The sequence below is a fragment of the Microbulbifer mixtoriginis (SeqCode) genome, assembly GCF_052467705.1.
Genome location: NZ_CP174322.1, coordinates 2,837,723 through 2,860,184, shown reverse-complemented (window position 1 = coordinate 2,860,184; position 22,462 = coordinate 2,837,723). Strand labels below are relative to the sequence as shown.

Annotated in this window: 18 protein-coding genes; 9 read left to right on the top strand and 9 right to left on the bottom strand. The window is 48.5% G+C overall.

Annotated elements, in window-relative coordinates:
* Window positions 1-385: 385 nt before the first annotated feature.
* Window positions 386-2,563, bottom strand: a complete 2,178-nt coding sequence (locus ACJJIB_RS12495; RefSeq protein WP_444886292.1) for a heavy metal translocating P-type ATPase — start codon at window positions 2,561-2,563, stop codon at window positions 386-388.
* A gap of 78 nt (window positions 2,564-2,641) precedes the next feature.
* Between ACJJIB_RS12495 and cadR the strand changes: the two genes are divergently transcribed.
* The 3 genes from cadR to ACJJIB_RS12480 all read left to right on the top strand — a co-directional run bounded on the left by cadR (window position 2,642) and on the right by ACJJIB_RS12480 (window position 4,512).
* On the top strand, window positions 2,642-3,067 hold the full coding sequence (cadR, locus tag ACJJIB_RS12490) for a Cd(II)/Pb(II)-responsive transcriptional regulator (protein ID WP_444886291.1): 426 nt from the start codon (window positions 2,642-2,644) through the stop codon (window positions 3,065-3,067).
* A 28-nt stretch (window positions 3,068-3,095) separates the two neighbouring features.
* Complete coding sequence (locus ACJJIB_RS12485; protein WP_444886290.1) at window positions 3,096-3,986, top strand: metallophosphoesterase; 891 nt, start codon at window positions 3,096-3,098, stop codon at window positions 3,984-3,986.
* 100 nt (window positions 3,987-4,086) lie between these two features.
* Complete coding sequence (locus tag ACJJIB_RS12480) at window positions 4,087-4,512, top strand: acyl-CoA thioesterase (RefSeq protein ID WP_444886289.1); 426 nt, start codon at window positions 4,087-4,089, stop codon at window positions 4,510-4,512.
* Here the strand turns inward: ACJJIB_RS12480 and ACJJIB_RS12475 are convergent.
* The 5 genes from ACJJIB_RS12475 to ACJJIB_RS12455 form a co-directional block, all read right to left on the bottom strand.
* Window positions 4,502-5,527, bottom strand: coding sequence for an HlyD family secretion protein (locus ACJJIB_RS12475; RefSeq protein ID WP_444886288.1), 1,026 nt, complete (start codon window positions 5,525-5,527; stop codon window positions 4,502-4,504). The two genes, ACJJIB_RS12480 and ACJJIB_RS12475, sit on opposite strands and share 11 nt — an antisense overlap.
* A 5-nt stretch (window positions 5,528-5,532) precedes the next feature.
* Window positions 5,533-6,798 carry a glycosyltransferase family 2 protein gene (locus ACJJIB_RS12470; protein WP_444886287.1) on the bottom strand — a complete coding sequence of 422 codons (1,266 nt, stop codon included), beginning with the start codon at window positions 6,796-6,798 and terminating at the stop codon, window positions 5,533-5,535.
* Window positions 6,798-7,979, bottom strand: a complete 1,182-nt coding sequence (locus tag ACJJIB_RS12465) for a TackOD1 domain-containing metal-binding protein (protein ID WP_444886286.1) — start codon at window positions 7,977-7,979, stop codon at window positions 6,798-6,800. The genes ACJJIB_RS12470 and ACJJIB_RS12465 overlap by 1 nt, the downstream gene beginning before the upstream one ends.
* A 350-nt stretch (window positions 7,980-8,329) precedes the next feature.
* Entirely contained in the window at window positions 8,330-9,595 is a 1,266-nt protein-coding gene (locus tag ACJJIB_RS12460) for a glycosyltransferase family 2 protein (RefSeq protein WP_252081737.1), read from the bottom strand.
* 351 nt (window positions 9,596-9,946) lie between these two features.
* A complete protein-coding gene (locus tag ACJJIB_RS12455; protein WP_444886285.1) occupies window positions 9,947-11,122 on the bottom strand; it encodes a thiolase family protein in 1,176 nt (391 codons plus the stop codon).
* A 342-nt stretch (window positions 11,123-11,464) separates the two neighbouring features.
* Here ACJJIB_RS12455 and ACJJIB_RS12450 point away from each other — a divergent pair, with 342 nt between their 5' ends.
* The 4 genes from ACJJIB_RS12450 to ACJJIB_RS12435 all read left to right on the top strand — a co-directional run bounded on the left by ACJJIB_RS12450 (window position 11,465) and on the right by ACJJIB_RS12435 (window position 16,904).
* Window positions 11,465-13,174: an alkaline phosphatase D family protein gene (locus ACJJIB_RS12450; RefSeq protein ID WP_444886284.1), complete on the top strand. Its 1,710-nt coding sequence runs from the start codon at window positions 11,465-11,467 to the stop codon at window positions 13,172-13,174.
* A gap of 171 nt (window positions 13,175-13,345) precedes the next feature.
* Window positions 13,346-14,839 (top strand): aldehyde dehydrogenase family protein, encoded by a 1,494-nt coding sequence (locus tag ACJJIB_RS12445; RefSeq protein WP_444886283.1) that lies wholly within the window; start codon window positions 13,346-13,348, stop codon window positions 14,837-14,839.
* A 371-nt stretch (window positions 14,840-15,210) separates the two neighbouring features.
* Window positions 15,211-16,485: a serine hydrolase domain-containing protein gene (locus tag ACJJIB_RS12440; RefSeq protein ID WP_444886282.1), complete on the top strand. Its 1,275-nt coding sequence runs from the start codon at window positions 15,211-15,213 to the stop codon at window positions 16,483-16,485.
* Window positions 16,486-16,589: 104 nt separating this feature from the next.
* Entirely contained in the window at window positions 16,590-16,904 is a 315-nt protein-coding gene (locus tag ACJJIB_RS12435; RefSeq protein WP_444886281.1) for a hypothetical protein, read from the top strand.
* Window positions 16,905-16,928: 24 nt separating this feature from the next.
* Here ACJJIB_RS12435 and ACJJIB_RS12430 read toward each other — a convergent pair whose 3' ends face one another.
* Together ACJJIB_RS12430 and ACJJIB_RS12425 are read right to left on the bottom strand one after the other, a co-directional pair.
* Entirely contained in the window at window positions 16,929-17,813 is an 885-nt protein-coding gene (locus ACJJIB_RS12430; protein WP_444886280.1) for an SDR family oxidoreductase, read from the bottom strand.
* A 34-nt stretch (window positions 17,814-17,847) separates the two neighbouring features.
* Complete coding sequence (locus tag ACJJIB_RS12425) at window positions 17,848-18,936, bottom strand: alkene reductase (RefSeq protein ID WP_444886279.1); 1,089 nt, start codon at window positions 18,934-18,936, stop codon at window positions 17,848-17,850.
* Window positions 18,937-19,045: 109 nt separating this feature from the next.
* Between ACJJIB_RS12425 and ACJJIB_RS12420 the strand changes: the two genes are divergently transcribed.
* Complete coding sequence (locus ACJJIB_RS12420; RefSeq protein ID WP_444886278.1) at window positions 19,046-19,903, top strand: LysR family transcriptional regulator; 858 nt, start codon at window positions 19,046-19,048, stop codon at window positions 19,901-19,903.
* Between the two features lie 355 nt (window positions 19,904-20,258).
* On the opposite strand, the gene ACJJIB_RS12415 is transcribed toward ACJJIB_RS12420, so the two are convergent.
* Window positions 20,259-21,272, bottom strand: coding sequence for an aldo/keto reductase (locus ACJJIB_RS12415; protein WP_444886277.1), 1,014 nt, complete (start codon window positions 21,270-21,272; stop codon window positions 20,259-20,261).
* Window positions 21,273-21,521: 249 nt separating this feature from the next.
* Here ACJJIB_RS12415 and ACJJIB_RS12410 point away from each other — a divergent pair, with 249 nt between their 5' ends.
* The gene (locus ACJJIB_RS12410; protein ID WP_444886276.1) at window positions 21,522-22,427 is read left to right on the top strand and encodes a LysR substrate-binding domain-containing protein; all 906 of its coding nucleotides are present in this window, start codon (window positions 21,522-21,524) and stop codon (window positions 22,425-22,427) included.
* The last annotated feature ends 35 nt before the right edge of the window (window positions 22,428-22,462 follow it).

The window sequence follows — 22,462 nt, the reverse complement described above, 5'->3', positions numbered from 1 at the left end:
ATAAGCGGTGTTTGGAATTAGTTTCCATTTGCTCGGTTTTTTGAGAGGGCTTTTTGCTAGCATAATTTTTGTTTAGACACTTCCTAAGTGCCATTGGACATATCTTGCTAAAGCGGAATCGAAAAATTTTATTGTAGGCCTGCAACGTGTTATCAGTGTTGCTGAGTTCTGCTTTCTTTATGTTTATAGTTTTTTGTCATGCCAATTTTGCACTATCCAAAGAAACTCTCGAAGGCGCCTGCTTTTGCTGGTTAATAAGGCAATCAATAATTGCGTATCCAAGCACCTGTTTAACGAGAGCTTCTGCGGGATAGACTGGTTGCGTATTAAATAATTGGTACTGTCTTTTCTATTTTCTAGACTTTTCTACCGTCTTGTTTTGAGGTCACTTCCGCATCAGCCTTAACCCATTGAAAACCACCAGCAGGCTGGTTCCCATATCGGCGAATACTGCCATCCACATAGTGGCTTCACCGGCAAAGGCGAGTGCCAGAAAGACTGCTTTGATACCCAGGGCAAGGATAATGTTTTGCCAGAGAATATGAGCTGTCGTACGGGAGAGGCGGATAAAACTGGCGATTTTACCCAGGTTGTCATCCATCAGGGCAACGTCTGCCGTTTCTATGGCGGTATCGGTGCCGGTGGCGCCCATGGCGAAGCCGATATCAGCTCGCGCCAGGGCTGGTGCATCATTGATGCCGTCGCCCACCATGCCGACCCGGCCGTGGCCGGCAAGGGAATCCACTTCACGGAGTTTATCTTCTGGCAGCAGGTTGCCCATGGCCCGATCTATGCCCACCTCCTTGGCAATGGCATCGGCGGTGTGCTGATTGTCACCGGTCAGCATCAGGGTTTTCACCCCCAATTGGTGGAGCTCATCAATGGCTTTGCGGCTGGATTCTTTTACCGTATCGGCTACGGCAAACAGAGCCAGAACACGGTTTGTATCCACCAACATAACAACAGTTTTCCCCTGATACTCCAGTTTTGAGAGGCGATCCTCTAGCTCCTCACTGCAAACGCGCAATTCTTCCACCAGGCGGTGATTGCCCAGGTAATAGCCTGTGCCTTCAATCTCTCCGCGAATCCCGCGCCCGGCCAGGGCTTCAAAAGCTTCTACTTCTAGTAAGGGTGCTCCACTGGCGTTGAGAAAATCTGCCACTGCCTTTGAAACCGGGTGATCGGAGCGGTGGGCGAGGCTGGCGGCGAGGCGCTTTACCCGCGCCTCATCTGTGCCAGTTATCAGGGCAAAATCTGTTACCTGCGGTGCACCGTGGGTGATGGTGCCGGTTTTATCCAGGGCCAGCCAGCGCAGCCGGCGCCCCTCTTCGAGGTATGCCCCCCCTTTAATCAGCGTGCCGTGTCTTGTTGCTGCTGCGAGGCCGCTGACGATGGTGACCGGGGTGGCAATGACCAGGGCGCAGGGGCAGGCGATAACCAGCAGTACCAGGGCGCGGTAGATCCACTCCATCCAGGCACCGGAGAAAAACAGCGGAGGAATTAACGCTGTGGCTAGGGCAACTGCAAATACCAGAGGGGTATACCAGTGCGCGAACTGATCGACGAAACGCTGGGTGGGCGCGCGGCTGCCTTGCGCCTCCTCAACCGCGTGGATGATTCGGGCAAGTACGGCATCACTGGCTACGGCAGTCACCCTATATTCCAGTGCGCCAGACTCATTGATGCTACCGGCAAAGAGGCTGTCTCCAGCTTCTTTATCTACCGGAAGGCTCTCCCCAGTGATTGGGGCTTGGTTCACCGCAGAGTTGCCTTTTATTACTTCGCCATCCAGGGCGATGCGCTCACCGGGTCTGACCCTGACCTTGGCGCCGAGGGAAACGGTTTTTGCATTCACCTCGCGCCACTGGCCATCACTCTGAAGTACTGTGGCGGTTTCCGGGGCCAAGTCCATTAACTCGCGAATAGCGTTTCTGGCCCGGTCCAGAGACTTGGCCTCAATCAGCTCGGCGAGGGTGAACAGTACCATCACCATGGCGGCCTCGGGCCAGTGCCCAATCAAAAGTGCGCCTGTGACCGCGATGGACATTAGCGCATTCATATTCAGGTTGCGGTTCTTAAGGGCGATCCAACCTTTTTTGTAAGTAGAGAGCCCCCCGCCGGCAATGGCGGCTAAGGCCAGCAACATGACCAGCCAGCTGTTTCCTCCCTGTAACCAGAACACTACCTCAGAAGCGAGCGCCGCCAAGCCGGCCGCCCCCAGCAGCCACCAATTGGCCTTGGTTGCGGGTGGTGCATTTTCTGTATCCGATGGGGAGGCGACCCTGGCATCCAGATCCAGAGGGGCGAGTATATCCAGGATCTGTTGCTGCATACCCGGAGCGTGCCCAACCCGCAAAATGCGTTGCACCAGGTTAAAGTCCAGGCTGTAAATGCCTTCGAGTGGGGTGAGCTTGGCGCGGATCAAACCTTCTTCGGTAGGGCAATCCATTTTGGTGATTGAGAAGAGGGAGCTTTCGCTATCTTTTCCGGCGCCACTATCGAGCGGTTGTTGTAATGGTTCAGTGCTACTGCCACAGCCGCAAGTGGAATCCTGTTTTCCCATGGTTAACTCTCGAATAGCTCAATGAGTGAGCCAGCATTACAATCCCTCTAGTAACTATAGAGTCAAGGGGACACCAGCATGCGTTACCGAATAGGGGAGGCGGCCAAGCAGGCAGGCTGCAAGGTGGAAACGGTGCGTTACTACGAACAGGTGGGCTTGCTGCCGCAACCATTGAGGTCCGAAGGCAATTATCGCCTGTATTCAGAAGCGCACTTGGCGCAATTGCGTTTTATACGGCACTGTCGCTCCCTCGATATGCCCATTGAGGATATACGCAAACTGTTAACCTTGCGGGAGCAACCGAGAGAGCACTGTGCTGAAATCAATGCGTTGGTAGATGAGCATATTGATAGGGTGGACAGCCAAATGGCATTGCTCGAGCAATTGCGGAAGAGTTTGCTGGCATTGCGTAGCCAGTGCGGCGGCCCCGGTTCTACTGATTCCTGTGAGATTGTGCGAGAACTCTCCAGTTGTGACTGCCACCCGGCACAAAGCACCGTATAAGAGCTATCTGTAAGTTGAGAGTACCTCATTGAAAAAGTTGTTGAGTAAGTTATCGGGAGAACTATTGAGCTGGCCACGGGGAAAGTACCGGGTTGTCTTTCTAGTGGCTCTGGCTGTTGCTCTTACCCTTGCCGTTTGGGCCTTTTTCGCTGAGCCAAGAAGCTTCAGGATCAATGAGCAAGCGCTTCGCCTGGAGTCTTGGCCAGCTTCCTGTAGCGGTTTAAGCGTGGCGGTATTGGCGGATTTACATGTGGGTTCCCCCTATAAGGGTATTGAAAGCCTGCGCTCATTGGTTAACCAAGTAAATGCCAGCAGTCCTGACTTAGTGCTACTCCCCGGTGACTTTGTTATTCAGGGGGTAGTCGGTGGTTCTTTTGTGACACCGGAGAGTGCCGCTGAAGTGCTTGCCGGCCTCAAAGCCCCCTTGGGCGTTTTTGCTGTAATGGGCAATCACGACTGGTGGCTGGACCCGAAAAGAGTAGAGCGGGCTTTCACTGAGAAAGGCATCCCGCTGCTGGAAGATGCATCCACCAAGATCAGTAGCGGCCACTGTGCCTTTCAGTTGGTTGGCATCAGTGATTTCTGGGAGGGGCCACACAATATAGATCGGGCAATGTCTGCCATTGAAGAGTCGGAGACAGTCTTAGCCTTCACTCACAACCCAGATATATTTCCCCAAATTCCACAACGGATTGCCTTGACGATTGCCGGCCACACTCATGGCGGCCAGGTATATTTACCCTTGATTGGCCGCCCGATTGTGCCCTCCCGCTACGGGGAGCGCTATGCCATTGGGCATATCGAAGAGGAGGGCAAACACCTGTTTGTGAGCCCAGGGGTAGGCACCAGTATCCTGCCGGTAAGATTTCTGGTGCCGCCAGAAGTCACTTTGCTGAGGCTTTTTAGTCGCAGTGAATAAATAAGCAGTTTATGGTTGGTTGGATTGGTTATCTGCTTTGGCAGGATGTAAATAGAGCGCTGCATTAGAATGGTTGCCTGGCTTAATGGGAGAACCTCTTATGATAACTATCAAGCGCAAGGTCTTGTTTGGGGACTGTGATCCCGAGGGTATTGTTTATACCCCGAGGTTTTCCAATTTTGCCCTGGAGGCCACCCATGAAGCCATGTCTATTTTATTTGATGGGCCGGCTATAGCCACTATGAAGAAGCGGGGGTTCCTGACACCGGTGCGGGCCTTTAATCTGGAATTCTTAAGCCCGGTTACTTGGGATCAGGAGTTACAGCTTAAAGTCAGTGTACTCAAGGTTGGCAATCAGTCGTTTACCTTTCTTGTGCAGGCTTATCTCAATCCAGATCTATTGGCTTTTACGGCAACAATTACCTATGTCACCCTCTCGGTTGAAACCAAACAGAAGATCACCTTGCCGGAATGGTTGAGAGCGGCACTGACAGAATTTAATGCCCGGCAAACCTCTAATCCATAAAGTTCTCTACAAAGAGGTCCTTCCAGTTTATTTCCAGAGTAACTTGTACCTTTTCAGATAAGGGAAAATGCTCTGGATCGGAGAGTACAATTTTGGCGAGCTGATTGCGCTCCTGGGGTTTGAACGTATTCTGGAATTCTTCCGGCAGTTGATCAGAAATAGGCAGTAACTCAGAGATCACGCCTTTATCTTTGTAGCGGCCACTCTTGACTGTGACAACCATGCCCGGCCGAAGAGCAAGAATATATCGGCGCGGCATATAGGCGAGTACATAGGGTTCCCCCCAATAGACTTGCATTAGGGGTTCCCCTTCTCGGTAGACATCCCCTACAGAGGGTACAGTAGCGCCAACCAAGCCATTTACCGGGCTACGCACTTGGCCATCATCATAGTGGTCTTTCAGTCTCTGGTATGCCGTTCCGGCTACTTTGATTGCTGCATCGACAGCTTTTCTCTTCTTGTCTAGCGTGGTGCTTTCCACCTGAATCTTGACCAGTTCCTGGCCCGCATTAAAGTTATCCCTGAGCACTTCCTGATAGGTGATCTTGCTGACAAAACCCTTATCGGCCAGCTTATTGATTCGCGCCAGAATCTCCTCTATCTCTTGCTTGCGGTGTTCTGCAGGAACCAGCAGTTGTTTGGCAGTCTCGGAAAGCAGGGTAAATTCGGCGGAAATTTGAATCAGGTTGGCCTGGCGGCTGGAGAGGTCTGCCAAGCGCTCCAGTAGTTCCATGGATTCTATTTTGAGAAGTAGCTGCCCCTCTTTAACCGATTCCCCCTCATCAACCTCTACCGCGGTCACTCTGGTGATATAACCCATCTCGACTGCGGCATAATCCCTAAGGACCAGCCCATCTCCTTTGAGGATAAACAAATCCCCAAATAGATAGCGCAGAATAGCCAGGGCAAATAATATCAATACCCCGATATAGATGCGCCGCCCAATGGCGCTGTGGTGTGGGCGGACCTCACTGGCCATGGTATCTGGGCGGATATGCTTTCGTATAGTTCTCATTGAACTTACTCCCTAACACGATGCACTTTGGAGGGTGCGTAAGTGTCGGAATAGGAGGTTTTAAATACCCACTCCTGAATATAAGAGTAGAGCCGAACGATACGCATCAGATTGACATACAAAATACTGTATCCCAGCAGGTAGGGCCAAATTGGAGTGGCTCTAAATTTATTTGTGGCAAGTGCGCTGAGGGTGAAGGTAATAATGTCCATTATGATCAGGACAATCTGAGCCGCTATCAGAATAAACCAGCCATTAACGCCGTAATGGTAAAATAGCCAGACTAAGTAAACTGGCAGAATTAAGATGGCAATTACATTAAAGAGCAGGAATTCGAATTGATGAAAAAATTCCCTAAATTTAAGGCGACGTTCAAGCGGATTAATGAAGTGGCGATACTTTCTGAAGCGTAGGCGAACGGCATCTCTTTCCCAGCGAAACCTTTGCCGGATCAACGTTGCTAGGTTGGTGGGGACATCGGTATAGCAGATGGAGTCAGCAGCGTAGCCAATTTTCCAACCATAGTGGCGTAAGCGCAATGTGACATCCAGGTCTTCACCGCCGCCGGAGTCAAAACCGCCTACCTGTATTAAAGCCGTTCTACGAAAAGCACTAAAAGCTCCAGAAGCACAGGACATTTGTCCTAGCATGAAAAGCGCGTGCTTACCTAGAGAAATGCTAATGATATATTCAATTGCCTGAAAAACTGTAAGTAAATTCACATCCCAGTTGCGCACTAAAATATTGTTTGATGCCCCCCCGACCTCGGGATCATCGAACTGACGTAAGATATTCTTTATGGCGTGATAGTCGAAGGAGCAGTCGCAGTCAACGTTTAGGATAATTTTCCCTGTCGTATAGCGAATGGCTAGGTTTGCTGCAGCAGATTTCCCTCCGCGCAATTCTGTCGAATGTGCACCATGAATCAGGCCTATTTTTAAGAGTTGACGGATTTTATCTCTAGTCCCATCTGTGGAACCATCGCTTACTACAATAATCTCATCGGGAGGGCGGCTTTGCTCCCATAAGCTGAGTACACATTTCTCTATAGCGTCCTCTTCGTTGTGACCGGCAATAATCACAGAAACTTTCCCCAGACTTTTAAAGTCTGCTTCAAATTCTGGTTTCGAACTAAAAAAAACCAGTGCAGTAAAGAACGAAAATAAGTAGCGGGGGATCTCGAAGATCACCACCACCCAGAGCATCAAAAAAAGCGTTGTATAGCTTTGAGAGATAAGGTAATAGTAGCCGTCCTGAATTTCTTCCCACATTAGCTCAGATCCTCGGGGCCATAGACCTGGAGGATGGGTTCTACATCCAATCGCAAAGAACTCGCGGCTCTTTGCCCGGCTTCTTCACTAAATTTGTACAGATCTTTCTGACTGATATGGCTTACCAGGATAAAATCTTCCATCCTGCCTTTGGCCGCGGTAACCGGGTATTCCCCTTTCATCACCTTTTTTAGCGAGTGGCTTAAACTCTGGAAAAACTGATTGCGGCTGTGAAAAAATTGGCGGTTACCGTGTTCTTGCTCTACCAAATATTCATTTTCATATTTGATGCAGAGCAGGGCAAATTCGCTCTCATTGTTTCTCCAATCTTTCAGCTCTTTGTTTAAAACTACGATAAGTTCGAATGGAAGCCCGGCAAAGATAGGACTTTGCTGGGTGAGTTCCAGGAATGCATGGCCAGCATGCAGGTAATGAACGGCTTTTTCGGTGAGGCTATATTTAAAAATATCCCCGGTTTTTACCGAATCTCCATCTATATGGGTATCGCAATTAAGGCATAAAAAGCCAACTTCTGTTTCTGAACTGGATTTGCCGCAGGAATTGCATATCAAAATGGTGCCCGGTTTGTCGTAATCGCTGCCGAAATGGCTCATTTCCATTCGGCACTTGGGGCAGATTAAATATTCGCCTTGGCGAAAGTCGTCTTCAGGCCCCAGGTAGGCGCACTTAAAGTGGTGCAGATAGAAGGATTCTCTCAAGTTGGGAGATCGACATTCCGGGCACTCTTCGCGCACATTAAATTGAGAGGCACTGCAACCGTTACAAATATGCCGGCGGTCAAAAAAGCTGCCGGCCAGTAATTCGGCCGTCATCATTTTTTCGCATTCGTGCAATACTGTTTCTGAATCTAACAGGGTGTTAAAGCATACGGTGGTGCGCGAGTCTGGCTGGTAGCTAGGGGTCAGGCTTATCCCGGAGACAAAAATGCGGGCCAGGATTTTGTCGTCATCGTTCTGGGGGTTGTAGAAATCCGGGTGCAACTGAGAGCGGCGAAAGTTAAAGGAATCGATCAACTTGCCGTACTCTGTAGGGTCAGCCTTGAGCGTGTTAGAGGCATCCAGGTCTGCCCTGACTCCCAGTGTGCCGGTTAGGTCAATCACCGGTAGCAGGTGCAAGCCTATCTGGCTGTTCCAGAGTTTTTCGATGCACTGAGGAGTCATGGGCTCCTCAACCACCAGGGCATCACACTTCTCAATGCCTGGATGCACCGTATTAAAATCACTGGGCCAGCGATAATAGTTGTATGCATCAGTGAGAAAGGAGATGGCAAACCCTCCTACAGAAGGGGCAAACTGACGCCGGTTGTACTTGGTTGATACGGTTGGCGGGTAAAAATCCGCCTTAAGTAAAACGATAGACCACGAGGGCTGAAGCGCCAGACCGCAGGAAATAAGGAGATAAGGCTTGGTGTTATGAGCTGGGTATCACGATTGACTATAAAGTCGAGTTCCAGCCAAAAAAGTGGGGTCCCCAAGGGATAACTATCGGCTTCTAACGCATCCCGAACAGTTTACTCCCTTACTTTGTGTACTTTTGAGGGGGCGAAGGAATCCGCATAGGAGGTTCTAAAGATCCACTCCTGTACATAGGCATAGAGCCGTACTACACGCATCAAGTTGACGTAGAGGATGCTGTAGCCAATAAGAAAGGGCCAGAGTGGAAAAGTACTGAATTTGTAGGTGGCATAGGAGGCGAGCGCAAAGGTGAGGCAATCCAGCATTATCAACACTATTTGTGCACCGATTAAAATAAACCAGGCATTACTACCATAACTCGCAAATAGCCAGACTAAGTATATGGGCAAAGCGATAGCAGCGATCACATTAAAGATCAAGAACTCAAATTGATGAAAGAACTCTTCGAATTTTATGCGGCGTTTAAAAGGATTGATAAAGTGGGCGTACTTGCGGTAACGCAAACGCACAGCATCCCGCTCCCAACGCAAGCGCTGGCGAATTAGAGTCAGGATATTCGTGGGTACATCCGTATAGCAGATCGCCTCTGGGGCGAAGGCGATATCCCAGCCGTAGTTGCGTAGGCGAAAAGTAATATCCAGATCTTCCCCCCCACCGGAATCAAAGCCACCAATCTGGTCAATAGCGGTTTTTCGGAACCCGCTGTAGGCGCCAGATGCACAGCACATTTGTCTGATCATGGCCAATGCATGCCTGCCGAGGGAGATACTGACAATGTATTCGATGGTTTGAAATGCGGTGAGTAGGTTATCGTGAGGGTTGCGCACAAAAACATTACCGGAAACCACCCCCACTTTGGGGTCTTCAAAGGGGAGTAACACTTCCTTCATGGTGTGGTGCTCAAAGGAGCAATCACAGTCTACGGTGATAACGATATCGCCAGTGCAAAAGCGTATTCCCAGATTTAGTGCGGAGGCCTTACCGCCTCTAAGTTCTGTCGCATGGGCTCCCTGAATGAGTCCTCGGGTTAGTAGGCTGGACATCACTTTTCTGGTTCCATCGGTGGAGCCATCGCTCACCACGATGATTTCATAGGGCTTAACACTTTGCGCCCAAAGACTGTGCACACACTTTTCGATCGACTCCTCCTCGTTATGACCGGCAATAATCACCGAAATTTTGCCGATTTTCTCCAGATCTACTTCTTTCTCGATCCTTGAGCTAAAAAAGAAAACCGCGGTGAAGAAAGAGAAGATATAGCGAGGGAGTTCCAGAAAAATCACGATCCAGAACATGATAAACAGAGCGCCCCGGCTCTGTGCGAACAGAAAAGTAAAGCCGTCATGGATTGTCTCCATCATCGGTGCAATACACCTTTGATGGAGGCTCTAAGCTGCTTGTTCGGTGAGCAGCTACAGAGAGAGTCTTTACAGAGAGTTTCTTGGCTGTGGCCCTCTTTGAGCCGGGACATGGCTATTCCTCCAGCTTCGAGGCAAACCTGGTGGCAATTGCAAGCTTCTTTCCGGGCACTTTGAAGCCATAGATACGATATATTGAGAGGATCGAGACGCCAAATTGTCCAGCAGACCAGGCGCTATAGAAGGGATCAACTTCTAGGTGGTGATGATTGAACCAGTTCGCTTGTTTTTGCTTGTTACAAGTACAAAGTGGCCAGGGGTAGGGCGGCCAGAGGGGAAGACTTTGTAACTGGCTTAGCGCTCAAGGAATACTGCTGTGGCCATCCCGCCAGCAGTACAGACCCCAATAATCGCCTTGTTCGCATCTCTGCGCTTGAGCTCCATCAGTGAAGAACCCAGGTAACGAATGCCGGACATCCCATAGGGGTGCCCAAGGGCAATGGCGCCCCCATTAACATTAGTAATATCCCAAGGCGTGTCCAGTTCCGCTTGGTTATAGAGGGTGGTAACCGCAAAGGCTTCGTGTAATTCCCAAAGGTCTATCTCTCCCATAGAAAGCCCCTGATGCTTCATTAAGCGCTTGATGGCTGGCGCCACGGCGATACTCATTTCATCGGGGGCCACCGCTGCAAGCTGCATACCGCGAAATAGCCCCAGGATGGGCAGGTTTCTTTTGGCGGCCAGCTCGGCATCCATCATGACGACGGCCGCAGCGCCATCAGAGAGCTGCGAAGCGTTGCCCGCGGTTACCGTGCCGCCATCATTCACTGGCTCTAGAGCCGATAACCCTTCCAGGGTGGTACCGGGGCGTGGGCCTTCATCTTCTTTCAGCAACACTGTCTTTTCTGAGATCTGCCCAGTCTCTTTATCTTTTATCGACATGACTGTCTCAAAAGGAACGATTTCTTCGGCAAATTTGCCTGCTCTGTGCGCTTCCGCCACGCGTTTTTGCGACTCCACCACATAGGCATCCTGTGCCTGCCGGCTGATCGAAAAGGTGTCAGCGACGAAATCCGCTGTTTGGATCATGGTCCACCAAACAGCGGGGATTTGTTGTTGCAGGGGCTCATAGACAAAGTGATTCAGGTTCAGGTTGAACTGCACGAGACTAATACTTTCTACGCCACCGGCAACGCCGACCTGCATTTCCCCGCTGGCGATCCGATTCGCTACGATCGATGCGGCATTAAGACCCGAGCCGCAGTAGCGGTTAATCGTCATACCGGGCACTTTGACGCCACAACCTGCAAATAGGGCGGCGTTGCGAGCGATATTGTGGCCGGTTGCTCCCTCAGGTAATCCACAGCCCAGTACAACGTCTTCCACTTCCTCGGGATCCAAAGTAGCTCTGTGCAGCGCTTCCTTGATGACATGCGCGGCCATGGGGATACCGTGGGTTTGGTTTAAGGCACCGCGCCTTGCTTTGGCGATTGCGGTTCTACAGTAGGCAACAACGGCAACGTCTCGCATGGGGTATGCCCTGAGTTTTGAGGCTTTTGTAAACAGTAGAACAGCTGATATTGCTTTGTACTGGAAGCATTATCTGGAGGGTTAGGGGGGTTAAAGATAGTTTATTGACCTGCCACTTTCCTGGTATCTACTGCCCTACCAAGCTGTTTTCCTGGTATCTACTGCCCTACCAAGCTGTCAGATGTGACTAATGTAGCGTATATCGACTTTTTTCGGTTAAACCTTCATCAAAATTTAATACTTCGTAGAATAAACCGACTTCTTTGTTGGTACGCATTTCTATAAAATGCGCGCCAATTCACATTATTCGAATTCTAAATAACAAACAGGAAGTTGGGGTTTATGACTGTTTCTCGCCGTACATTTGTGCAAGCCATGGGGCTTGCGCTGCTTACACCATTTACCGTTCGCTCATTAGCGGCTAGCAATAGCGAAACCTATGCGCGCTTTAATCTGAGTGGCAGCCCCTCGGGCTACGATATCGATCAGGATGGGTTGATCTTCGATTTGTCTGTGGCCTCCGGTGATCCCAGCCAAACTGGTGTGGTGCTCTGGACCCATATCAATCCCGCTGCCTTTGTACCTGGCCAAATCCTGTATGTGGATGTGGCTTTGGACGATTCATTTACCCAGCCAGTGTTGAGTGCTGAGGTCAATGCTGAGGATATTAGTGCGGATCGCGACTACACCGTAAACATCGACCTGGAAGGCTATCTGTCTCCCAATCAGCGTTACTACTACCGCTTTAAATACGGCACACTGTGCAGCCGCACGGGGCGCTGCCATACCCTGCCAACTGGTGGGCTGGAAAGTATCAAAATGGCGGTGGTGACCTGTCAGGATTACACCACGGGTTATTACAACGCCTACAGCCATTTGGCGGATGAAGATGTGCATTGCGTATTGCACTTGGGAGACTTCATCTATGAGTACGCGCAGTACGAAGGTTTTGAGGATGCGATTGTTCACCCAATGAGCCTGCCTTCCGGCGGTAATGTGGCTATGGATCTCGAAGACTATCGCCATATTTACCGGGAATACCGCAAGGATAAAAACCTGCAGCGGGCAATGGAAATGCATTCCTTTATTATCACCTGGGATGACCACGAAACTGCGGATAACGCCTACTGGGATTACGATCGCGATACCCTGGGTGTGCCATCCCATCCCTACCAAACTGGCGCTAACAATCCCGATCAATTGCGCCAGTTGCGCCGCGATGCGCAACAGGCCTGGATTGAGTATGTACCGGCTCGTGTAAAAGTGGATGAGGCGGCCAGCCACGCCTTCGACTACCTGCAAATTTACCGCTCTTTCCAATTCGGCGACTTGGTCGACTTATATATGACCGATAGCCGAACCTATCGCACCAAAGAGCCCTGCAAAGACGGTAGTGCCTGGGAAAACTACTGGTGCACAGATTACGAAGAGAAATCCCAAACCATGCTGGGGAAAACCCAACGGGATTGGCTGATTAATGGCTTGGTCAACTCCAATGCCCGCTGGAAAGTTTGGGGTAACCAGACCCTGCTTGCCCAGTTAGCAGGCACCGCACTGGGGCGCCCCCTGGTATTCGCTAACTACGATGCCTGGGATGGCTATCATTGGGAGCGTGAGAAAATCCTCTCCAGTGTGAAAGACAACAGTGTCGATAATTTTGTTGTGCTGACCGGGGATCTGCACACCAGTATTGCCTCTTACCTGAAAGTGAACTTCAACAAGATCAGCAACTGGGACTATGACAACTTGGTAGGCATTGAGCTGATGACCCCTTCGATCTCGTCACCAAACCTGAATGATACGGTAGAGAGAGGGGTCGATGTGGGTAGCGTATTCACTTCATTGCTTAATGGAGGCGTGCAGGTTAACAATCCGCATATCAAGGATTTTGTCAGCAATATCTATGGTTATGCGGTGATTGAGTTCAACCACAGCGAGCTGAATTGGACTGTCTATGACATCGACAAAAAGTCAGACAACCCATCCACCAATAAAAAGACCTACAAAACGTTTAACTACGAACCCGAAGGTATGTGGCTGACGGAGAAATAGCCAAACCAATAACCATCTTTAATAGCGCCACCCAGTGACTCACCTCAGTGACTGTGGTGGCGCTTTCCCGCGCCTGTTGTATCAACGCCTACCTTTCTAGATTTGGGTCAGCCCCTAAGGCCTATAGAGGCTATCCGTGTTGCTATCTGTCTCTGGGTAACCTATACCCTCGTGACAGATCGAGCGGGTTCCGATGTCGATGCTCACCGTGAATACCACCAGGAGCCATTGATGTTACAGAAAGCGTACCCCTACTACCTGGCCAATGAAGCCATCTATGCCAATACCGAGCTGGATGTAACCGATAAGTACTCCGGCGAGGTGGCAACACAGGTTGCCATGGCAGATGCCAAGGTGATCGATAGCGCGATAGATTGGGCCTTGCTGGCAGAAAAACCCATGGCTGCGTTTCCGCCCTACAAACGCCAGCAAGTTTTGGATCACTGTGTACAGCGCTTTCAGACTCGCTTTGAAGAGTTGGCCGTGGCCCTGTGTATTGAAGCGGGTAAACCGATCCACGATGCCCGTGGGGAAGTCTCCCGTTTGATTGATACCTTCCGTGTGGCCGCAGAAGAGGCGGTGCGTATCGATGGGGAGATTATCAATCTGGAAATCTCCAAGCGCAGCGCGGGCTATCGGGGATTTGTTAAACGGGTTCCCGTTGGGGCCTGCTCTTTTATTTCACCGTTTAATTTCCCATTGAATCTTGCGGCCCATAAAGTGGCTCCAGCCATTGCTGCCGGCTGCCCCTTTGTGCTCAAACCCGCGAGTAGAACCCCGATCGGTGCCCTGATTATCGCAGAGGTACTGGCGGAAACCGATCTGCCCAAGGGGGCCTTCTCGGTGCTGCCCTGTCACCGCGAAGGCGCGGACCTGTTTACTGTGGATGATCGCTTTAAGCTGCTCAGTTTTACCGGCTCCCCTGCGGTAGGCTGGGACTTGAAGGCCAGGGCAGGGCGCAAGAAGGTTATTCTGGAATTGGGTGGCAATGCTGCCTGTGTGATTGATCGGGATACCGATCTGGAAGATGCGGTAGAACGCCTGATCTTTGGAGCTTTTTATCAGTCGGGCCAGAGCTGTATCGGTGTGCAGAGGATCTATGGGCATTCCAGTCTATATGAGGACCTGAAAGCGCGTTTGCTGGAGCGCACCAAGAAGCTTAAGAAAGGAGATCCTAAAAATGAACATACGTTTATTGGTCCGATGATTTCAGAGGGGGAAGCGACAAGGTTACATAACTGGGTTAAAGAAGGGGTTGAACAGGGAGGTACGCTTCTCTGCGGTGGTAACCGCGATGGCGCCATGCTCGAACCCACGTTATTAGAGAATGTCCCCAGTGATTGCAATGTAGTGCAGCAAGAAGCTTTCGGGCCTGTAGCAATACTGGAACCCTTTGATGATTTCGATGAGGTGCTGAAAAAGGTCAATGACAGCGCATTTGGCTTGCAGGCAGGGATTTTCACCCGTGATTTGTACAGAGCCCAAAAAGCCTGGGACACCCTGGAGGTGGGTGGCGTGGTAATAGGGGATGTGCCCAGTTGGCGGGTAGACAATATGCCCTACGGCGGTGTGAAGGATTCCGGCCTGGGCCGAGAGGGGGTGCGCTGGGCGATCAAGGATATGACCGAAGAGCGGTTGATGGTGGTGCGCTCACTGCCTGCCTAGCTCGAGATTTGTAGGGGCTCAATAAACATACCGGCTCGATCAGTGGCTCTTTAAGCGTATATGGCGGGATTGCCCCTTCCATCTAGAAGCGTACTTAATAAGCGGCTGGTGAATGACTTTAGATCAAAATACAGCATGCGACATGCGAAGAGGGTTTCGACAGAAGAGCTCCCGAAGTTGAGTACCTTTGAAATGATATCCATCTGTGAGCGCCCTCCTGAAGCCAAGAATCGCGCAACTCCCGGTCACTTGATTGGAGATCATGTTTAGAACATTTTTCTGCATTTAAATTGAAATTTTCATTCTGCTACGATTTTGGAAGATGTATTAATTGAGGTCGTATCAGGCTAAACAGCAACGAGTTCTTTTTTATGTCAACAACGATAAATCCAATGAGAAATGGTGGAATATGTTTGAAGTATGGGTGTGTAGCAATGATCTTGGCGATTAGTTCCTTTTCATCTGCTCTAGCTAAAGAAAAAGTTACGCTCAATGATTTTTATCGGCCGTTTGATCTATCTGATATTAATCAAAATAATATGCAAACTTGGCCATATTACAGATATACATCCATGCACTGGGATGACTATGGCATCTTTGGCACGGTGCATATAATGGGTGCAGATAAACCATCCAATCTGGAGGTAGTTAAAGAGCCCTTTAATATAAGTCTGGAAATCCACAAGGGCTGGCCTTTCGTTGAGTCGCTAAATGCCACTCAAACAAAAGGTTTTCTGGTTATGAAAGATAATAAAATTATCGCGGAGTTTTATGATAATGGACTTGATCACAATCAAACTCAGCTTTTGCAATCCGCTTCCAAAACTTACGCAGGAATCATTATCTCAAAGCTGATTGATAAAGGTAAGATAGATCCTAATTTGTCGATTGGAGATTATCTCTCTGATTTTGCTGGTTCAAAAATTGGAAAAGCCAAGGTGCAAGAGGTACTTGATATGACCTCGGGCTTATTACCTGCGACAGATTATCATGTGCCAGGGGGTGAAGCCTATTTATTTGAGGTTGAGCAAGGCTTAAAGCCGGGTAAACCAACTGGACATCGAAATGCCATCAAGAATGCTAAAGTCCAGAATGAATCGGGCAAAGTATATACATATAATGATAAAAACACCGATCTATTAGCCATACTTGCAGAAGAAGTTTCAGGGCACCCATTCAACAAGCTTCTTTCAGATCTCTTTAATGATTTTGGGGCAAATAGTTCTGGCTCCATTGCCTTAACCGTTGATGGTACTGCTAGCCCTTCTTATGGTATCAGTACTACCCTACGCGACTATGCACTTTTTCATCAGTGGATTGCACAAGGCAAGGCTCCAAAGAGCTTCTATGATTCAGTAAAAAATCTTGATAAGGACCTTCTTGCTAAATCTGAAAGTGGCAAGGCACTTGCCACTGCGTTGGGTACTCCTGTGGCATATGGGTCTCAAGCCTGGTACTTGCCTGAATACAATGTCATCTACACAGCTGGTTCCTATGGGCAATATGGATTTAGTGATCTCAATAGCGGTTTGTCAGTGGTCTTTATGCAGGACTGGGAAGACAATGCTGTACCCAAGAAACTAGTTGAAACAGTAGAGCGTGCAAAATTCATTATTAATAAATTTGGAAAACAAAAAGGTTCATAGTGCAAGATCAGTGTTGTAGAAATTCTTTACATGTTAGTTAATGTTGGTCTTGGGGAGATTGGCTGGGTTCCTATTGGAGAAATCAGGCTTTGAACGGTTTGTTTATGATGAAGCCTACCTGGAGTCTAAAGGTTGTAACTCTGGCTCTAAGAACAGTGACGCCCAGCCTTCGAAGCGTGGGGGTGTTTCTGGGCGGGGCACTGCCACAAGTAATGAAAAACATCCATGATGTGATTGTTATCGATGCCGGTCCTATCGGCATTACCGCTGCGGTTCAACTCTTATGCCGAGGTCTACAGCCATCGGTGCTGAAAAAAGACACAACCGTAGGAAGCGCCATGTTGAAGAATGCCTTTCATTTCTACTTATCAAAGATTATTGGCATCATTGGAAAGTTAGTGCTCATTGTTAAACACTAACTTTCCAACGGGGTAACTACTTATCTAGACTTCTTTTTTCTTAAATCGATGTATCTCACTGCGGAAAAAGGCTCTAATTGAGGTTGCCCCTCTACCCAGGAGTTTTTCTGTATGGTCTGAAAGCTCAAAGGTATGGCCCCATTCGCGAGTTACTGGCCAAAGTTGTGCTAAGGCATCAATATCGCTCTCGGGAATTCCAGAATTGAGTAATCCCAGCCTTGCAGTTTCATCGCTGATGGGCATGTATTTAATTTCTCTGTCTAACTCCTCAGATAAGATCTGTGCTATATCGCTATAAGTTATTTTTTCCGGACCAGTGAGAATATATTTCTTTCCTTTATGTAAATTTGGTTCCATTAAGATTTTTGTTGCCACATCGGCAATGTCTTGATGATCGACTGTCACAACGGTTGCGCCCGGTTCGGAACCAAAAGGCGCACTAATAGTACTTAAGTTGGCAACTTCATCGGCCGAAGCGAAGAAATTGCTGTTAAAGCTGGCGGGTTGTAGTATCGTCCAGTTTAAAGTGGATTGAAAAAGGTAGTCTTCTGCCTCTCCTAACCATCTTGCTATATCTATAGGCGAACTTGCATCGGCCCCTAAACCGGAGAGTTGCACTATATGCTTGACACCGGCTTGCTCAGCTACACGGATAAAAGCGGCATGTTTCTTGGTGAATGAGGATTCGAACGCGGTAACCAAAAAGGCTGATTCAATACCATTCAGCGCCTCTAATAGAGAGTGTTCATCTTCATAGTCCCCCTTTACGTAGCTGATATTCTTAGCTCTTATTGGCGCTTTCGAAATATCACGTAACATAGCTCTAACAGGCATATTGGTGTTGGCGAGATTCTCAAGAATGGCTTTGCCGTTGTTTCCAGTTCCGCCGGTAATCAGAATTTTTTCCATAGCTGTGTCCAAAATACAAATAATAAATTGATGCTTAAGCGCTTTGCTCGGATAAAGATGGGTAGTCCACATATCCCCGTTCATCACCGGAAAAAAATGAAGACATATCTTCTTCGTTATAGGGCCCATTACTTGCCAGGCGCGCTACTAGGTCAGGATTTGATATAAAGAGGCGTCCAAATGAAATGTAATCGGCTGTGCCATCGGCAATAGCGTTGTTTGCAGATTCCGAGTCATACATACCATTGGCAACGTAGCAACCTTTGTAAGCATCACGCAGCTGGGTATGGTCAATGGATGGTTGCTCATTTCTATCCCATGCCCGCTCCATCATCTGTAAGTAAGCCAGGTTATATCTACTGAGTTGACTGACAATATATGAGTAGGTTTCTTGAGCGCGGCTGTCTGTCAAGCTAATCTCTGGTGATAGCTTGATACCGACTCTGTCAGACCCCCAGACTTCACACAGTGCCGATAGAACTTCAAAGGTGAAGCGAGCTCTGTTTTCTATACTCCCTCCGTAAGCATCGGTGCGCTGATTACTGCTGTCATGTAGAAATTGAGCCGGCAGGTAAGGCCCCGCAGCGTGGAGCTCGACTCCATCAAAACCGGCTTTGAGAGCATTCTTAGCCGCCTGTTTGTAATCCGCGATAATGCCTTGAATCTCATTGTGAGTTAGGGCCCTGGGCATTGCGTAAGGTTTCTTTCCTTCATAAGTATGTGCTGCGCCTTCTGCAGCGATTGGTGAAGGCGCTACGGGAGCCTGGCCTCCGATAAGATCGGGGTGCACTTCTCGGCCCATATGCCAAAGTTGGATGAAAATCTTCCCGCCACGGCGATGTACAGCATCGGTAACCTTTTGCCAGCCTTTGATTTGTTCTTGCGTAAAAATACCTGGGGTATCTACCCATCCGAGCCCTTGAGCTGAAATCGCTGTGGCTTCAGAGATGATCATCGCTGCACCGGCTCGTTGGGCGTAATACTTGGCATTGATGTCTGTAGGTACGCCATCCCTTCCAACTCGAGCACGTGTCAACGCAGCCATGATGACACGGTTGTCAGTTTCTATTAATCCGAGATTTCCTGATGAAAAAAGACTCAGATTTAGATGATTCTTAGCCATATCGCTTAACTCTGCTTGTGTTGATAGGGCGTAGGATATTTATGTATACGATAGATAGATAATGGTATATTTGTATCAACATGATTAATAAGTTGAATCAGGTTTTGTTATGACCCAGGAACAACTCAAGATGTTTATCGCTGTAGTTGAGCAGGGCAGTTTTCGAGGTGCGGCAAAGGCCATTTTCAAAACCCAGCCGACAATCAGTAATGCAATTAAGAAGTTGGAAGAAGAGTTTGGCTTTCCCTTATTCCATAGGGATAGCTATCGTCCAAGTCTTACAAAGCAGGGGGAGGCTTTTTATAAGCAGTCTAAGCGCGTTATTCAGAGCCTTGAACAGCTCTCCGTAATGGGGCACCAGCTTGGAGCGGGAATAGAGCCAAAATTCACCGTGGTCATCAGCGGTATTGTTGAGCTATCTCCTTTATTAAAACAGATCAAACCCATAGTGTTGTCTTTTCCCAATACAGATTTCAGTATTAGTACTGAGCTATTGTCGGGTGTTATGGAACGTGTCGATAATAATGAAGCCGATCTAGCATTTGCTACTTTATACGGTGCTGAGAGTAAACATGAATGGAAGAAAATAGGGGAGGTTGAGCTTGTGAATGTCGTGGCGCCTGGGGTTTTCCCAGGGGAAAGTGTCTCACAGTTGGAAGCCGCACAGTTACCGCAAATTGTTGTGAGGGATACCGGCCACTCGGGAAACAAAGGGAATATTAGCTTGCTAGAAGTTGGGCGCAGGTGGCTTGTTAATGATTACCATACAAAAAAAGAATTGACTCTTGCTGGACTTGGTTGGGGGAGAATTCCCAGGCATTTTATAGAGGATGAGCTGAAGAAGAGCTTACTCGTCCCAATCAATGTCGAAGGCATCAAGGCATTTAGTAGTTTTGATTTATGTATTATCCGCAATAGAGAGCGTGCTCTGGGACCGATCGCTAGTAGGTTTTGGAACTTCTTTTAGATTAAGTTGCGAGATTCTGAAAGTATAAATACTTTTTATATTTGGAAATTCCCAAGTTACAAGGATTTCTGGCAATTATTTTAACTTTATCAAGTTGCCATGAAAATTGCAGGCTTGCATAAATTTTGCTTCTCTCCGTTTTGTTTAAGAGTTTTACAGTCAGTTGACTATAGAAATTCTTGCGTATAGTAAATTATCGGAAAGCTGAACTTGACCTGGCAGAGCAACTTCTAAAAAAACCGGTTACTGTCAGATCAAGTTCGAACGACTAAATATTAAGTTAAATTTCCCTAATAATCCCATCAATAATGTTTATAGGCTGGAATTAATATTGTATAGCTAGTGATGTTTACCCTTACCTTCCATTTGGTAGTGGAGCGGAGTCATTGACAAGATGTTCTTGACGCAATTCTTGCCATAGTGCATCAGGAATATTAGTTTCCATAGCCTCAACATCTTCTTTGATCCTACTAGGTTTGCTCGCACCTGGTATCACCGCAGCAATGGCTGGATTGGCCAGTACAAATTGCAAGCCAATAGCCTTAGTGCTAACTCCGTACTTATCGCCAATCGCTTTGATTTTGGAAACTTTTTGCAGTATCGAGTCTGATGCTGGCGCGTACTCAAAATTTGGTCCTCCGACTAGCGCTCCGGAGCTATAGGGGCCTCCAGCTACGATGCCGAGGTCGCGTTCTATTATCTGTGGTATTACTCTCTGGAGAGCTCGAGAGTGATCCAGCAAGCTGTAGCGGCCAGCGAGTAAAAAGCCATCGGGGCGAGGTTCTTCAAGATCAAGAAGTATTTCAATCGGCTCCACTCTGTTTACCCCCAGGCCCCAAGCTTGAATTACGCCTTCATCACGCAGTTTATCGAGAGCCCTGAAAGCACCTTTCCGCGCGCTTTCAAAAATGCCAAGCCATTCGTCACCATAAAAATCCTGGGCAACATCGTGAACCCATGCAATTTCAATACGATCGGTCTTTAACCGCTTGAGGCTGCCTTCTATCGAGCGCATTGTTGCATCGTATGAGTAGTCATTAACAACCTTATTGGGGCGGCCATGCTTGAAAATCTCACGCTTATCTTGAATATCTCGGTTCGCTACATCTTCAACTTCATCCAAAATTAAGCGGCCAACTTTGGTGCTGATAACATAGTCTTCGCGTGGGAAGCTAGACAACGCCTCACCCATACGAATTTCTGCAAGACCGGCTCCATAGAATGGCGCATTGTCAAAATACCTGATACCGCTATTCCAGGCCGCCTGTACCGTTGCTAAGGCTTCAGCATCCGGAATCTCGCGGAACATATTGCCAAGAGGTGCTGTGCCAAATCCGAGCTTGCTGGGCAATAGATTTTTCAGCTTCACTTGCTTCTCCCATCAATGAAATTCTTAACTTAAGAGGTTTTGACTATTTGGTCGGGCGATTAAGAATGCCTGACTAGCCAGTTACGTCCCGTTACCAATGTACTTAGCATAAAAACTGCAGCTGATTACTATGGCGATATGGCCTGTTTGTAATAGCCGACGGTAGTGGGTCGATGGAGTCAGTGTGGGGTAATAGCTTTTGATGAAAAAGCCGTATATAGGCAATATACTATTGATTTAGGGTCAACAATGCAGGTTACCCTTCAAGAGCTCCAGGTATTTACCACTGTGGTAGATACCGCTTCGATCACTTCGGCTGCCGAACGGTTAGAGCAGACTGTCTCCGGGGTTAGCCGTGCATTAGCCCGTTTGGAGCATAAACTGCAAACTACATTGCTACAGCGCACTACCAGGCGTCTGGAATTAACGGAGGAGGGACAAGCTTTCCTCAAATATGCACGGGATATTCTTGCTTCCGTGGAAGAGGCCGAGGAGCAGATGGCGGCCCGCAAAAAGCACCCCTCAGGTCTTCTGCGTATAGATGCCGCCACACCATTTATGCTGCATGTAATAGCACCTATGGTAAATAGCTTCCGAGCTAAATACTCTCAGATAGAGCTTGAGCTAAACAGTAATGAGGGGATAACCGATTTGATAGAGAAGCGCACTGATGTGGCTATTCGTATCGGTAAGCTCCAAGACTCAACCTTATACGCCCGGCCAATAGGTTCTAGCAGAGTTCGAATTCTAGCCAGTCCTGGCTACTTGCAACAACATGGTACCCCGGAGGATGTGGAGCAACTCGCCCAACACACCTTGCTTGGTTTCACAAAGCCTGAATCACTCAACAAATGGCCGCTGTATGAGCAGAGTGGGGACATACTGCACATTAAGCCAACGATTACTTCATCTAGTGGCGAGACTTTACGGCAACTAGCACTATCAGACGCAGGAATCGTATGTTTATCAGACTTTATGACCAAGAGAGATCGCCAAGCTGGGCGATTGGTGCAGCTATTCTCTAGTGAAACCTTAGACATGAAACAATCTATTAATGCGGTTTACTACCGTAACACGGCACTTTCATCACGTATTACTAGCTTTATCAATCACATTCTTGAGGAGCTGGGAGATCAACCATTCGATGAGGTTTAACCACATGCACACTTTTATGCAACAGCGAATCTTAG